Annotated in this window: 15 protein-coding genes; 5 read left to right on the top strand and 10 right to left on the bottom strand. The window is 60.7% G+C overall.

Going from position 1 to position 14305, the window contains the following annotated elements:
- Nucleotides 1-19: 19 nt before the first annotated feature.
- Genes HWN36_RS09550 through HWN36_RS09575 form a run of 6 tightly spaced genes read right to left on the bottom strand, consistent with a single transcriptional unit; the run spans nt 20 to nt 4231 of the window.
- Nucleotides 20-328, bottom strand: a complete 309-nt coding sequence (locus HWN36_RS09550; protein WP_048103774.1) for a hypothetical protein — start codon at nt 326-328, stop codon at nt 20-22.
- A 47-nt stretch (nt 329-375) separates the two neighbouring features.
- Complete coding sequence (cbiQ, locus tag HWN36_RS09555; RefSeq protein WP_176789123.1) at nt 376-1188, bottom strand: cobalt ECF transporter T component CbiQ; 813 nt, start codon at nt 1186-1188, stop codon at nt 376-378.
- Entirely contained in the window at nt 1185-2018 is an 834-nt protein-coding gene (locus HWN36_RS09560) for an ATP-binding cassette domain-containing protein (protein ID WP_176789124.1), read from the bottom strand. The genes cbiQ and HWN36_RS09560 overlap by 4 nt, the downstream gene beginning before the upstream one ends.
- A gap of 32 nt (nt 2019-2050) precedes the next feature.
- Nucleotides 2051-2386, bottom strand: a complete 336-nt coding sequence (locus HWN36_RS09565) for a PDGLE domain-containing protein (protein WP_176789125.1) — start codon at nt 2384-2386, stop codon at nt 2051-2053.
- Nucleotides 2383-3021 (bottom strand): cobalt transporter CbiM, encoded by a 639-nt coding sequence (cbiM, locus tag HWN36_RS09570; RefSeq protein ID WP_176789126.1) that lies wholly within the window; start codon nt 3019-3021, stop codon nt 2383-2385. The genes HWN36_RS09565 and cbiM overlap by 4 nt, the downstream gene beginning before the upstream one ends.
- Nucleotides 3022-3073: 52 nt before the next feature.
- The gene (locus tag HWN36_RS09575) at nt 3074-4231 is read right to left on the bottom strand and encodes an NAD(P)/FAD-dependent oxidoreductase (RefSeq protein WP_176789127.1); all 1158 of its coding nucleotides are present in this window, start codon (nt 4229-4231) and stop codon (nt 3074-3076) included.
- An 83-nt stretch (nt 4232-4314) separates the two neighbouring features.
- Between HWN36_RS09575 and pth2 the strand changes: the two genes are divergently transcribed.
- Nucleotides 4315-4677, top strand: coding sequence for a peptidyl-tRNA hydrolase Pth2 (gene pth2 / locus HWN36_RS09580; RefSeq protein ID WP_176789128.1), 363 nt, complete (start codon nt 4315-4317; stop codon nt 4675-4677).
- Nucleotides 4674-5945, top strand: coding sequence for a tRNA pseudouridine(13) synthase TruD (gene truD, locus HWN36_RS09585; RefSeq protein WP_176789129.1), 1272 nt, complete (start codon nt 4674-4676; stop codon nt 5943-5945). Before pth2 ends, truD begins: the two co-directional genes overlap by 4 nt.
- Here truD and sppA read toward each other — a convergent pair.
- On the bottom strand, nt 5942-6727 hold the full coding sequence (sppA, locus tag HWN36_RS09590; RefSeq protein WP_176789130.1) for a signal peptide peptidase SppA: 786 nt from the start codon (nt 6725-6727) through the stop codon (nt 5942-5944). The two genes, truD and sppA, sit on opposite strands and share 4 nt — an antisense overlap.
- A gap of 3 nt (nt 6728-6730) precedes the next feature.
- On the bottom strand, nt 6731-7414 hold the full coding sequence (locus HWN36_RS09595) for a dihydrofolate reductase family protein (RefSeq protein WP_176789131.1): 684 nt from the start codon (nt 7412-7414) through the stop codon (nt 6731-6733).
- 102 nt (nt 7415-7516) lie between these two features.
- On the opposite strand from HWN36_RS09595, the gene HWN36_RS09600 reads away from it, so the two are divergent.
- A complete protein-coding gene (locus tag HWN36_RS09600) occupies nt 7517-8149 on the top strand; it encodes a CDP-alcohol phosphatidyltransferase family protein (RefSeq protein WP_176789132.1) in 633 nt (210 codons plus the stop codon).
- Here HWN36_RS09600 and artA read toward each other — a convergent pair.
- A complete protein-coding gene (gene artA / locus HWN36_RS09605) occupies nt 8121-8927 on the bottom strand; it encodes an archaeosortase A (RefSeq protein ID WP_176789133.1) in 807 nt (268 codons plus the stop codon). The genes HWN36_RS09600 and artA overlap by 29 nt on opposite strands.
- A 127-nt stretch (nt 8928-9054) precedes the next feature.
- On the opposite strand from artA, the gene HWN36_RS09610 reads away from it, so the two are divergent.
- Nucleotides 9055-9369: a transcription factor S gene (locus HWN36_RS09610; protein ID WP_176789134.1), complete on the top strand. Its 315-nt coding sequence runs from the start codon at nt 9055-9057 to the stop codon at nt 9367-9369.
- A gap of 507 nt (nt 9370-9876) precedes the next feature.
- On the opposite strand, the gene HWN36_RS09615 is transcribed toward HWN36_RS09610, so the two are convergent.
- A complete protein-coding gene (locus HWN36_RS09615; protein ID WP_176789135.1) occupies nt 9877-11940 on the bottom strand; it encodes an acetate--CoA ligase family protein in 2064 nt (687 codons plus the stop codon).
- A 465-nt stretch (nt 11941-12405) separates the two neighbouring features.
- On the opposite strand from HWN36_RS09615, the gene acs reads away from it, so the two are divergent.
- A complete protein-coding gene (acs, locus tag HWN36_RS09620; protein WP_176789136.1) occupies nt 12406-14301 on the top strand; it encodes an acetate--CoA ligase in 1896 nt (631 codons plus the stop codon).
- Nucleotides 14302-14305: the final 4 nt, after the last annotated feature.

The raw sequence follows: 14305 nt of genomic DNA on the forward strand, positions 1-14305 counted from the left end.
TACTCAATTTTTCAGATTGTCAGTCATAGGTCCCGATCTGAGGGTCCGCGATCCCGAAGGCCAGATCCACTTCCACGAGGAGTTTCTGGAGGATCGCCCTGACCTCGACTGCGGTCTCCCGGTCCATGCTGCCGGGCTGGTGCCAGATCACTTTTTTCCTGAGCTGCTCGACAAGGCTCTCGATCCGGGTGCCCGCGAACTGCGCCGGGAGGATCAGTTCGTCGAGATGATCGGCGGCGCCGTAAAACGCCTGCTCGGGCGGGAGGGCGAAATGTTTGCTGAGCGCCACCAGGGGGATCACAAAACCTCTCCCGAATTTGCTCTCCATGGATGGGAAGTTGTCCTCCCCGGTAAAAAAGGTATCAGTGCCCGGTCTCACAGGAGCCATGCCGTCACCGCCGCCGCCGGGACGAGTGTGAGGCTTGTGGCAAGAAACACCCATTCCGACATGAGCAGCGGCTTTTTCCTGATGAAGAGGTGCGAGTCCTTCCCGTATCCGCGGCAGCGCATACTCGTATAGGTCCGCTCCCCCTGCTCGAAGGAGCGGAGGAAGATTGTTCCGATGGTGTAGGCGAGCGTCTGCAGCCGGTAGCGGTACGGCAGGGAACGGTCGAAGGCGTCGAAGCATCTCGTCTCGAGAGACGCCTTCACCCGCAGGTAGATCCGTGCAAAGAGGAAGAGATAGCGGACCATCATCCCGAGGACGAGGGTAAACTCCGGTGGCATGCCCAGGCGCCCGGCGCCCTCGAGCATCCCCTGCATTGTTGTCGTCGAGGAGAGGAGGATGATGAAGGAGATGCAGGCAAGAAATTTCACCGCCAGGATGGAGGCGAACTCCACCGACTCGGCATAGACGGCGATGCCTAAGGGGAGGGCGAACAGCGGATGGAACGCCGTGTAATGCGGGTTTTCGAAGAATATCTGGAAGAAGATCAGGAAGAAGCCGAACGGCAGGATCAGGAGGAAGCGCTTGAGGTAGATGGTCGGAGAGAGGCCGGATGCCGTCCAGAGGGCGGCAAAAAAGAGCAGAATTGCGGCGCCGAGGCGATAGACCGCGGTCGTGTACGGGAAGGCGACAACCGTTATAATCACGGCGAGGGTGATCAGGAGCTTCACCCGTGCATCGCAGCGATGGACCGGGCTCGTGCCCTGTGCCGACTGCTCGATGGCGAAGAGATCTTCGATCATGGCCGGCCCCGGTACGCCTCCCTGAAAGCCGCCTCGACCTCTTCGTAGGTGTAGCCCTCACCGAGCGGGACGCCGGCCTCGCGCAGCGAACGCATCAGCCGCTGGAGCACCGGGATGTCGAGGCGGGTGCGCGCCAGCAGGTCGGGTTGCGAGAAGATCGCCGGCACCGGCCCCTGTGCGGCGACCGCGCCGCGGTCCATCACATAGACATAGTCGGCCAGTTCGGGAACGAGATCGAGGTGGTGGGTGGAGAAGACCACCGTCATGCCGAACCGTTCGGGCAGGGTGTTGACAAACCTGATGAGGTCTGCCACGCCCTGCGGGTCGAGCCCCGCGGTCGGTTCATCCAGGACGAGCACCTGCGGCTCCATCGCAAGGATGCCGGCGATGGTCACCCGTTTCTTCTCCCCGCCCGAGAGGTGGTGGGGCGGGCGCGTGCGCAGGTCGTCAAGGGCGAGGAGGCGCATGGCGCTCTCGACCCGGTGGTGCACCGTCTCTTCGTCGAGCCCGAGGTTTGCCGGCCCGAAGGCGATGTCCTGCTCCACCGTCGGGGAAAAGACCTGGTCGTCCGGGTTCTGGAAGACGATGCCGATCATCTTGCGCACCTCCCTGAGGTTTGCCTTTGTGATCGGTTCGCCGTGGACGAGCACCTCGCCTGACGTCGGCTTCAAAATCCCGTTCAAGTGTTTGAAAAGGGTGCTCTTGCCCGCACCGTTCGCCCCGATGACGGCGATCCGCGCCTTCCTGCCGGCGATGAAGTTCACGCCGTTGAGGGCCGGGGGCCGGTTGGGATAGGCGTAGGTGAGGTTGCGGGTCTCGAGGATGTGCATTGTCGTGTAATATGCTAAAAAAGAATATAGAGTCAGTGTTTTGAAGCGGCAACCGCCCTGCCCACACCGAAGACGATAAGGAGCGCAAGGATCGTGCCCAGAACAATGGCAACGATTTCTCCGACCTTGCCGCCGCCCTCGCCTATCGAGTAATCGGGCAGGGGCGCCGCGTACTCGAAGGTGCCTGCACCGATCGCCTCGACGTCGGCGTCCTCGGGGGAAGGACCGGTGAGGCTCTTTGCGTCCTGCACCACGAGAGCGGTGGACTCCAGGCCGTCAGGGTCGCCCGAGGCGAGGAATACGGCGGTAACGCCTATGATCAGGGCGATAACCAGGCCGATGGCGACGAACTGCTTTGTCTCGATCATGCTGCCGCCCCCGTAGAGGTTTTCATCAGGTCAGGACGTGCCGAGGCGATCAGGTAGATCGCGCCGGCCGTGAGCACCGCTTCGATGATCCCGATCGCCGCATGGTAGGTGCCCATGGCGATGAGGCCGGGGACGAGGGGGAAGGTGCCAGCGAGCCACATCTCCACCGAGGCGGCGAGGGCCGAGACGAAGCAGGCAAACCAGGCGGCGACGGCCGCTGAGAGGTAGGTGTTTTTGACGGCGTTCCGGAGCCCGGTGAAGGTGTAGTAGCCGACGAAGCCGCCGATGACACCCATGTTGATGATGTTCGCGCCCATCGTCGTGATCCCGCCGTCACCGAAGACGACCCCCTGGACGAGGAGGACGAGGGTGAGGATGAATACGGCGGCATAGGGGGATCCCAGCAGGATGGCGACGAGCGCACCCCCGACGAGGTGCCCGCTCGTGCCCATGCCGACCGGGAGGTTGAATGCCTGGATGGCAAAGATGCCGGCCGCAAGGACGGCGACAAGTGGGATCTTCTCTTCGTCGAGCTCGTTTCTGGCCCACTTCAGTGCCAGGACGATGAAGACAAGGGCGATGAGCCAGTAGATCGCGCTCTGCCCGATTGGAATGAACGCATCAGGTATGTGCATGTATGATCATACCTTAGTAATACTTTGAGGTATATAGATGTTACTTGTTCGTTTACATTGTTAATTCTTTCAGAAATGTGCGCACTGCCGGGGCGGCCATGATGCCAAATGACATAAGGATCTTCTTTTTTGTAAGGAGGCGGCGGACCAGGGCGTCGGGCCGGTCCATGTCACCGTAGCGGACGATCAGGTCGGTGATCTCAGGATCGGCCATTACGGCGATGAGGCGATCGACCTGTGCGGGTGCGATCTCCTGTCTGAACCGGAAAAATCTCGTTCCCTGTGTGAGCTCCCGGCCGAAATCCCCCTTCCAGCGCCGCTCGTAGTCGGCGAGCGCATTGTCAGAGAAGTCGCCCGACTCGCAGCAGGAGACGGCTACCGCTGCCGCGTGGCGCGCCGCGCGCACCCCGGTATAGACGCCCCCGCCCGAGGTGGGCTTTGCCATCCCGGCAGCGTCCCCGACGAAGAGGGTGCGGCGCCCGTAGGTCCGCGGCATCGTCCCCAGGGGGATGGTGCCGGTGACCAGGTGGGTGACGCTCGAGAGATAGGGGCGGGCAAACCGGCAGAAGTCATCGCGCACGTTCGCCGTACCGCACATCCCGACCCGCGCCCGCCCCTCCCCCGCCGGGATCACCCAGGCGAAGAACTGCGGGGCGGCGTTCGGGTGGATCTCGACGAGGTGGCTCTCCCGCTCCAGCGGCACCTCGGCCTGGATCCCTGAGAGATACACGGGCGCGCGGGCGATCCCGAGCATCCTGGCGACTCCGCTCCTCGGGCCGTCGGCGGCGATCACCAGCCGCGCCGCCACCTCCTGACGCCCGTTCACGCCCCTGGTGAGGAGTCGCCCCTCGCCTGCCCCGACCACGGCGGTCTTCATCCAGAACTCGGCCCCGGCCGCGGCCGCCGCCCTGACCATCTCTGCATCGAGGGCGGCGCGGTCGACGACATACCCCTTTGTCACCCCGGCATCGAAGGAGAAGCCGGTCCCGGTGCTCGAGACGATGCGCGCACCCCGCACGCGGTTCAGGACCGAACGCTCCGAGACCCGGCACTCTGCAAAGGCATTCGCCGAGAGGAGACCGGCGCACTGGACCGGGAGACCGGGCGCCGCGTGCTCTTCAATGCAGAGGGTGGAGAGCCCTGCCCTGGCGCATGCTTCGGCCGCCGCGCTCCCTGCCGGTCCCGCCCCGACCACCGCAACGTCGTACATCTTCCCAGATATGATCTCGCCGTCCTACTTCAATCTCCCGATGACTATCGGCTTCTTTGCCGCGCCGCACCAACAGGATAGGGATGAGTGGAGAGCCCGAGTTTAAGTGGAAACAGTGCCTCGTGATCAGGAGCGACGTGAAGATGAGCTGTGGCAAGAAATGTGCGCAGGTGGCGCACGCCGCCATCGGGGCCTATGAGAACGCGGGGAAGGAGGCGAAGAAGGCGTGGCTTTCAGAGGGGCAGAAGAAAGTCGTGCTGAAGGCCGCCGGGGAACGGGCCCTTTTTGAACTGAAGACGGTGGCAGGGATGGCCGGCATCCCATGCACCCTGATCCAGGACGCCGGCCTCACCGAGATCCCGCCGGGCACCGTCACGGCGGTCGGGCTCGGACCGGCACGGAGCGAAGAACTCGACCGGATCACCGGCGGACTCCAGCTCCTATGATCCCGACCCCCTACCCCCTTGAAGAGGCGCTCGGCATGGGGTGGTACATCACCGACACCCCGGGCACCGGCGGTGTGCTGCGGAAGAGCCCCGATGACTTTGCCGTCGAGGAGATCCCTCTGCAGGAACCCTCAGGGTGCGGGCCGTACCTGATCTGCCGCCTCCAAAAGCGGAACTGGGAGCACCAGCACGCCATGAAGACGATCGCCTCAGCCCTCGGCATCTCCCACCGGCGGATCGCATGGGCCGGCACCAAGGACAAAAACGCCGTCACCTCACAGTACATCTCTATCTATGACGTGGAGGAGGAGGCGGTCGAGGGGCTCAGGATCAAGGATATCGTCCTCAAGCCGGTCGGCCGCAATCAGCACCCTCTCTCCCTCGGGTTGCTCGAGGGCAATCGGTTTGCGATCACGATCCGCGACTGCACTGCCGCCGACACCGCGGCGACCGTCGCCGCCTGCACCACTGCCGCTGCGGTCGGGTTTCCGAACTACTTCGGGCTCCAGCGCTTCGGGGTCGTCAGGCCGGTCACCCACCTTGTTGGCAGGCATATTTTGCAGGGCGACTATGAGTCGGCGGTGATGACCTACGTCGCCCTCGCCTGCCCTGACGAGGACGAGGAGGTCAGGAGGATACGGACCGAGTATCGCGAGACTCTGGACGCAAAGGCAGCGATCGCCGCCCTCCCGCGCCACCTCGGCTTCGAGCGCTCGCTCCTCTCGCGTCTTGCCGAAGCGCCCGGCGACCATGCCGGTGCCCTGAAAAACCTCCCCCCAAAACTCCTCTCCATGTTCGTCTCGGCCTACCAGTCGTGGCTCTTTAACCGGGTGCTCTCGATGCGCCTTGCCGACGGTGCCGGGCTTGACGACCCTGTCCCGGGCGACCGTCTCCTCTTTGAAAACGGCCGCGAAGACCTTGTCACGGAGACGAACCGGCGCCTCGTCTCGGTTCACCTCAGCCGTGGCCGCTGCGCGATCGCCGTTTTCATACCGGGATCCGAGGGCGCCCGCATCGAGGGAAAAAGCGATGAACGTATGGCAATGATCCTTGAAGAGGACGGGATCACCGCTCAAGACTTCAAACGTGCGGCTGATTTTGTCGGCCTGCGGTATAACGGCGCGCTCCGACCGATCGCTGTAAAATCAGAGATACAATCGGGCGTAACGGATACGGACGTTAGCCTCGCCTTCACGCTCCCGCCAGGCCATTATGCGACGACCGTCTGTCGGGAGTTCATGAAGGCCGATCCGCGGGCGATGATCTAGGACGAGGCGAGGGCCCTGGCACCCTCGATGGCGTCGAACAGGTTGCCCACCTCGTCGGCAAGCCCGATCGCGATCGCCTCCTCGCCCCTGATCAACCGGGCGTTGGCGATCTCTGAGCGTTCGACCGGGCGCTGAGCGATCACGTCGTTGATGAAGTCCTCGAAGCTGGCGTCCACGATCTCCTGCGCATATGCCCGCTCTCCATCGGTCAGGGGGCGGTATGGGGATGTCATGTCCTTCTGCTCCCCTGACTTCACCACCTCGACCTCCTTTCCCTCGTTTTTCATCCACTCACTCTCGTCCGTAAAGAGCCAGATCACCCCGATGCTCCCGGTCATGGTGTCGCGCGAGAGGTAGATCCGGTCGGTGTGAGCGGCGATCAGGTAGGCGGCCGAGGCGGCGAGGTCGCCCATCGAGGCGACCACTGTTTTTCGCTCGCGGGCATATTCGAGGTCTCGGACGATCTCCTGCGCCGCTGCAGGGCTCCCCCCCGGGCTGTCGATCCTGAGGACGATCGCCTTAACCAGTGGATCGTCAGCGGCCTCCCTGACCTTGCGGCCCACGTACTCGCTCCCGACGTACGCTCCGTTCGAAAAGTCGCCGGTCAGGATCTCACCTTCCACCCTGACGACGGCGACATCGCTCCCGGTTCCGGGGGCAAAAAAGTACACTGCGGCGAGCGCTGCGATCAGGATGAGCGCGGCGACGCAGCCATAGAGCAGCTTCCTCTCAAGCCGCCGGCGCCTCTGTGCCCGCTCTATCCTCTCCAGCAGCCCTGCCATTCTTCACTCCCCGTAACAGACGGCGTATTCTGTCACCAGATTGTCTCCGCAGAGATAGTGGCGCAGGAGCGTCAGGCGGATCATCTCATCCTCGGAATCGATGTGCATCCCGCCGACGAGTGAGGGGGTGTCCTCACCTCCGACGATGAAGGGGAGGTGAATGAGACGTATCTCGTCGACGAGGCCGTGCTTGAGCATGTGCCAGTTGAGGGTCGGTCCGCCCTCGATCATCATCTTCTCGACGCCGTATTCTTCCCTGAGGATTTTCATCAGGGCAGGCAGGTCGACGCGCTCTTTCCCGCAGACCACGACGTCCGCGCCCTTTGCACGGATGGCCTCGACGCGCTCCCGGGGGGCGCGTTCTGACACGGCGATCACGGTCGGCGCGTCCGGCCCGAGCACGTTGGCGTGCAGCGGGATCTCGGCCATGCTCGAGGGGATGACGCGGAGCGGGCTTTTGCCGGGGACGAGCCGGACGGTGAGAAACGAGTTGTCGATTGAGATGGTGGTGGACCCGACCATGATGGCGTCACACTCTGCCCGGGTCTTGTGGAGGAGGATCTCGGTCTCATGCGCCATATGTTTCATGAGAATCTTGCTGGATGCCCCCCGTTTCAGGGTGAGTTTCCCGTCGACGGTGATCTCCGACATCATCAGCACATGTGGCCGTATTGATGGATCTGACATAGTCCCAGTCATACATTATCCCGGGAATTTAAAATGGGAACGGTGTCGGGTCTGGGTGGGCAAAGCAATCCTTAATGCCGTTGGGCGTTCCTTGATTATGGTATGAATATTACGGCGCTGAGGCCGAGGCTCATCTCGAAACTCGAGCCTGTTGCAAATTTTTTTGTCAGGGCAGGCTTCAGTCCCAACCAGATCTCCTATCTCTCCCTCTTTTTCGGGGTGCTCTGCGCCCTCGCCTTTGCTGAGCGCTATTTTCTTGCGGGCGCGTTTCTTCTCCTGTTTTCGGCCGTCCTCGACCTGGTGGACGGGACGGTGGCCCGGAAGAAGTGCTGCCAGACACAGTTCGGGGCGGTGATCGACTGGGTCTTTGACAAGTACGTCGACGCCCTTGCCCTCCTCGGCGTGGGGCTCTCGGGGGTGGCGATTGTCAGCGGGTTTGCGCCCCTGCCCCCGGCGGCAGACTGGGCCGTCGTCGCCGTCGCCATCTTCGGCTCGATGATGAACACCTTCATCAAACCGGTGGTCTATGCTGAGGTCGGCTTTTCCGACCGCGTCGGCGGGAAGATCCACGATCCCCTCGAGGGGGTCGGCTTTTTCGGCCGCCCCGAAACCCTGATCGTGCTGATCCTGGGGGCCGCGACCGGGTATGCAGGCGTTGCCGTGATCATCATCGCTGTCTGTTCAAACCTCTCGGCGATCCAGCGGATCATCTATCTTTCGCGATCGCTCTCCTGAACTCGTCCCGGTAGGTCTGGTAGAGTGCGTCGACCATTTTTCCAAGGTCTGGGATGACCAGGAAGAGGAGATATGCGATGACCACGAGGGCGACGAGAGCCCCGAGTTCGCAGAGCACGTTGTGGGCCCAGAAGAAACTCTCGTAGCCGTATTCGCCGTTGCTTGCGATCTCCGGGAGGAACTGGTACCACTGGCCGGTGTATGCGAGGATCACGTACACGTTCCTGAAGATGTTGAGGACATAGATCACCGGCACGATGAGGAGGAAGGCGAGGACCTTCTGTCGCAGGTCGGTCGGCACGGCGGCCGCAACGCCGAGCATGATCGCCATGCTCTGGATGCCGGTGCAGGCGAGGATGATCTCTATCCGAAAGCCGTTTCTCGCAAACATGTTCCAGTCGACCATGGCGTAGTTCACGCCGAGGACGGCGAGCCACCACCCGATCTGCCCGACGACGACACCGATCAGCCAGTCGCCGAGGACCGTGTAGCCGAAGGGGATGTATATGAGGGAGGCCACCGCCGCCGCTCTGGTGAGGTACAGGACATTTCTGTCACCTGCACGGAGGCGTTTCGCCGTAACCCAGACGAAGGGAACGGAGAGGAGGGCGAGGGTGGGGTAGAAGAAATTGTTGACCGAGAAGTAGTGCGGCAGTTCGGCGAAGAGATAGAGAGCCATGCAAGCCCACCCCGCAGTGCCGGCGAGGGCGCGGTGCCGCCACGGGAGGAGAAAGGCGACGAATGAGGCGAGCGCTGCGAAGATGAAAAATTCTTCCATCACATAAGTACTCTTCCGCCTCGGGTAAAAAGCGTTCTCACCATGGCATAATCCATAAATCCAGAAGATCTGCTGATATTGTCTGTGATACAAGGCTTAATCTTGCATGCATACCAACGCATAACAGATGATGTTCTGTCCACAATGCAACAGTCTGATGATCTCGTCGGGAGGGCAGTTGAAGTGCCGCAGGTGCGGTTGCATTCAGGCGATCGAGAAGGAGGAGGATCTCAGGATCACCACGACCATCACGCCCAAGGAGATCACCATTGTCGATGACGACGACAAGGTGAACACGCTCCCGACGATCACGGTCAGGTGCCCCAAATGCGAGAACAACCTTGCCTTCTGGTGGCTCAGGCAGTTGCGGAGCGCCGATGAGTCTGAGGTACGGTTTTTCAGGTGCACCGTGTGCGGGCACACCTGGCGCGAATACGATTAAGAGCCAGATACTTTTTTACGGGAGGGGGAGTCGGGGCCTGCTCCCGGCGTTTTTTGGGTTCTTCGCATGTGCGTGTGGACATCCCTGACATTTTCACCCGGCGCCGTTCTGGTGAGGGGAGAGGAGGAGAAAGGGTTCTTCGCTCTTCTGTGTGGGTGGTCAGGACACCTTCGTCTAACGGCTCCCCGGACAGATCTGGATGGGGTGTATGATCATGCACGACAGGCTGTGAAGATGTGGGGAGCGTTTCTGGATGTTCTCTGGGCTTTTCCGGACTGTCTCACGCTCCAAGGCGCGAAGGTAAAGACGTGAAGGTGCAAGGATAGAATCTGGCCCCCTCTTTCATCGCGTGAGGAGATACCTGCCGGTGCCGGAAGTTACTCGCATAAAACCGCGAAGACCCGGAAAAAATCATGTACGCCGTATACTGGTAGGGCGGGATCAGGCTGAGCGTGTCCGGGTGGATGGGGCACAAAGAACCAGAAAAAATGTGTGTGCGGGATCTTTTCAGGGCAGCCCGATCGACTTCGCCCGGCAGCGCTGCCAGACGACGCGCCCGACCACCTTGAAGGTCTGTTCGAGTTCGTCGAAGTTCGGGATGTGGTGCTCCTTGAGGAGCTTGATCCCGGCGTCCATCGATTCGCCGCCCAGGAAGGTGCCGATCACCGGGTTGGGGGTCTTCTCGGTGAACTTGATCACCTGTTTTGCAAGCCCTTCCGAGGTGAGCACCAGATTCGGGAATCCGACGACAAAGGCAATGTCCCAGAGGTCGGAGTGGCGTGCGAGCACCTCGAAGACCTGCTCGAAACGCTTCTCCGAGGCGTCGCCCAGGAGGTCGAGCGGGTTGCCGTGGCTCCAGTAGTCAGGGAGGAACTCGTTGAGTTCGTCCATGATCTCGGCCGGAAGGTCGATGAGCTGGATGCCATACATGTCGGCGTAATCTGAGGAGAGCACGGCAAACCCGCCGGCGTTGGTGACCACGATCGCCCTGCGGCCCTTCAGGTAACCGCTCGGCGCCGCCAGGAGTTCGGCGGCCTCGAATGCACCCCTGAGGGCACGCACCGGGATCACGCCTGACCGGCGGAAGGCCTCCATATACACCTCGTATGAGCCGGAAAGCGAGCCCGTATGGGAGGACGCCGCCTGCTGGCCTTTCTGGGAGGAGCCCGACTTGATTGCAACGACCGGTTTTTTCCTGGCGACCTCGGAGACGACCTCCATGAACTCCCGGCCATCGGTGAGCTGCTCGACATACAGGATCACCGCTTTGGTGTTCTTGTCCTGCTCAACGAACCGGAGGTAGTCCAGGAAGTCGAGATCTGACTGGTTGCCGACGGAGAAGACCGCCGAAAAACCGATGTCCTGAGTGAGGCTCCAGTCCACGACGGTGTTGATGATCGCTCCGCTCTGGGAGATAAAGGCGATGTTGCCGGGGTTCGGGGACTGGTGGACATAGGTGGTGTCGAGGCCGCGGGGCGGGACGATCAGGCCGAGGCAGTTGGGGCCGACGATCCTGATATTGTAACTCCGGGCGATCTCGAGCATCCGGTCTTCGAGCACCTTCCCTTCAGGCCCGGTCTCCTTGAAGCCTGCCGTGATGACCACGACCAGCGGGATCCCCTTCTCGCCGCACTCCTGCATCACCTTTGGCACATGAACGGCCGGCACGGTGATCACGGCAAGATCGACCGGGTTTGGAATGGCGGTGACGGTCGGGTACGACTTGAGCCCCTGCACCTCAGTGCGCTTGTTGTTCACCGGATAGATCTGGCCGGGGAAGTGGAGGAGGTTGTGCAGGACGGCATACCCCATCTTTTTCTGGTCGGAGGAGGCACCAATGACGGCAACCGATCTGGGGGTAAAGTATTCGGGCGGAACCAGTTTCCGTTGTTTCCTGCCGACCGGGCGATAGTCGTCGTCCACGATGATCCTGGCGTCCACCGCACAGGCACCGCTCTCGTACAGCCTGAGTGGGTTGATGTCGAACTCCATCACATTCGGGTTCTCCTCGAAGAACCGGGCGACGCCGGTGATGATCGCGATCAGGCTCTCCTCGTCCCTGGGCTTCATGCCGCGGTAGCCGCTGATCAGGGGGTAGGCGTTGATCTCCTTTACCATTGTCCTGATCTCTGATTCATGGACCGGGAGGATACGCAGGGTGACGTCCTTCATCAGCTCGACCAGGGTTCCGCCCATGCCGAAGGTGATCACCTTGCCAAAGGCCGGATCTGTCTTTCCGCCCAGGATGAGTTCGAGACCGGGTTTTGCCATCTCCTCGACGATGACGCCGTGGATATCCGCGTCCGGGTTGTACTCCTTTGCCGACGCGACGATCCCGTTAAACGCTTTTTTTGCTTCTTCCGCGCCAGAAATGCCTACTATCACTCCGCCCGCATCGCTTTTATGCACGATCTGGGGGGAGATGATCTTCATCACGACAGGATAGCCGATCTCTGATGCCGCCTCTGCGGCTTCATCAGCACCCGTGACAATCTGGAATGCGGGGGTTGGAACGCCGTACTTCTGAAAGAGTTCATACCCCTCAGCCTCACTCAACATTCTTTTTGCCATGGAATTTCCTCACAGATACTGGTAACATCGTTGAACCGCAGCGATTTTCCTGATAGTTATGGATGCACAATGCGGGGTTATCAGGAATAGGCGGTGCCAGGTCCGATAATTCTTGTACATGCGGAGATGTGAAAGATTATAGGATTATGATCATAGTCTCAAAGTCATTCTTTAAGTGTTTTTTGAATTTGTTGAACTTGATGTCGGCAATCGCCGAACCTTTCTCCCTTGCCCCGCTGCTTTTTCAGGGATGGTGTCTGATAAAAGAGGATTAAAATCCTCTTTTTTAAAAAAGGCACGATAATCATAGTCTGCGCGATTTAACATGGACGATCATGTATTATTCTGAAGTATGACGAAAATTACAGTGATAATTGTCTTTATTTTAAAAATAACGCGTTTTTTGCGTGACCACAAAATATTTAATAAATTCTCACTATTGATCGTGTAAAATTGGAGGCGACCATGACAGAACAGGATTTCTCCGTGCCTCTGGATGCCCCGAAGTATTACCGGCCCGACCCCTCGTACAGGGAACAGTCGTGGATCGGAGACTATGAAGAGGCTTACCAGCGGTTTATCGCCGATCCCGACGGCTTCTGGAGGGAGCGTGCGGCCGAGATCGAATGGTTCGAGCCCTTCGACCGGGTGATGGAGTGGGATTTTCCCTACGCCCGGTGGTTCCTCAACGGAAAACTTAATATCACGCACAACTGTCTTGACCGCCATGTACAGAAAGGCCGGGCAAACAAGGTGGCCCTCTTCTGGAGAGGGGAGCAGGGAGAAGAAAAGGCCTACACCTACAGCCAGCTCCTCCGCAACGTCTCTGCATTTGCAAACGCCCTGAAGCGGATGGGTGTGAAAAAGGGGGATCGCGTCTGCATCTACATGCCGGTCGTGCCCGAGCAGGTGATCGCCATGCTCGCCTGCGCCCGCATCGGCGCTGTTCACTCGGTTGTCTTCGGCGGTTTCGGTGTCAACGCCCTCAATCAGCGTATCCGGGATTCAGGATCGAAGGTGGTGATCACCTCCGACGTCTCGATGCGGCGGGGAAAGGAGATCCAGCTCAAGCCCATCGTCGAGGAGGCCGTCGTCAACGCTCCGAGCGTCGAGGCAATCATCGTCCACCGCCGGGGCACGCCGATGGTCGAACTCCACTCCGAGATCGAACTGGATTTCTACGAACTGCTCGAGCGGGAGTCGAATTACTGTGAACCTGAGTCAATGGATGCGGAGGACCCGCTCTTTCTCCTGTACACGAGCGGCACCACCGGCTCTCCCAAAGGGATCATCCATGCCTGCGGCGGCTATGCCGTCGGCACCCAGTATACGACGAAATATGTCCTCGATGTCAAGGAAGACGACGTCTACTGGTGCACCGCCGATCCCGGCTGGATCACCGGCCACTCCTATGTGGTTTACGGCCCCCTGCTCAACGGTGCAACGGTATTTTTCACCGAGACCACCCCCGACTTCCCTGACCACGGCATCTGGTGGAAGTTGATCCGCGACTACGGCGTCTCGATCTTCTACACGGCACCAACCGCGATCAGGATGTTCATGCGGGTCGGCGAGCAGTGGTCTGACCGATACGACCTCAGTTCGCTCAGGGTCCTCGCTTCTGTCGGCGAACCCCTCAACCCCGAGGCCTTCGAGTGGTTCTACCACCACATCGGCAAAGACCGGTGCCCGATCGTCGACACCTGGTGGCAGACCGAGACCGGGATGCACATGATCACCACGATGGTCGGCGAACCGATGCGCCCGGGCTTTGCCGGCAAACCGATCCCCGGCGTCGTCGCCGACGTCGTCGATATGGACGGCAGATCGGTGGAGGCAGGTAATGGCGGTTTTCTGGCCATCAAACGCCCCTGGCCCTCAATGCTGCGCACCGTCTACAACGACGACGAGCGCTACCGGAAGTACTGGACCACCCTTGACAGCCTGTACACGGCGACCGACCTGGCGGTGAAGGGGCATGACGGGAACATCATGGTGATCGGCCGGGCCGACGACCTGATCATCGTGGCCGGCCACAACATCGGTACAGCCGAGGTTGAATCGGCTCTCGTCTCCCACGAAGCCGTCGCTGAGGCGGCGGTGATAGGTGTCCCCGATCCGGTGAAGGGGAACCAGATCAAGGCGTTTGCCATACTCAAGGATGGGTATGCCGGGAGCGACCGGCTGAAGTCTGACCTCCGCTACCATGTGCGCATGACTGTCGGCCCGATTGCCATGCCGGGCGAGATCGAATTTGTCGACTCACTGCCGAAGACACGGAGCGGCAAGATTGTGCGGCGGGTGCTCAGGGCAAAAGAACTTGGAATGGACCCGGGCGATACCTCCACGCTTGAGGACTGATCAC

The sequence above is a fragment of the Methanofollis tationis genome, assembly GCF_013377755.1.
Lineage (GTDB): Archaea > Halobacteriota > Methanomicrobia > Methanomicrobiales > Methanofollaceae > Methanofollis > Methanofollis tationis.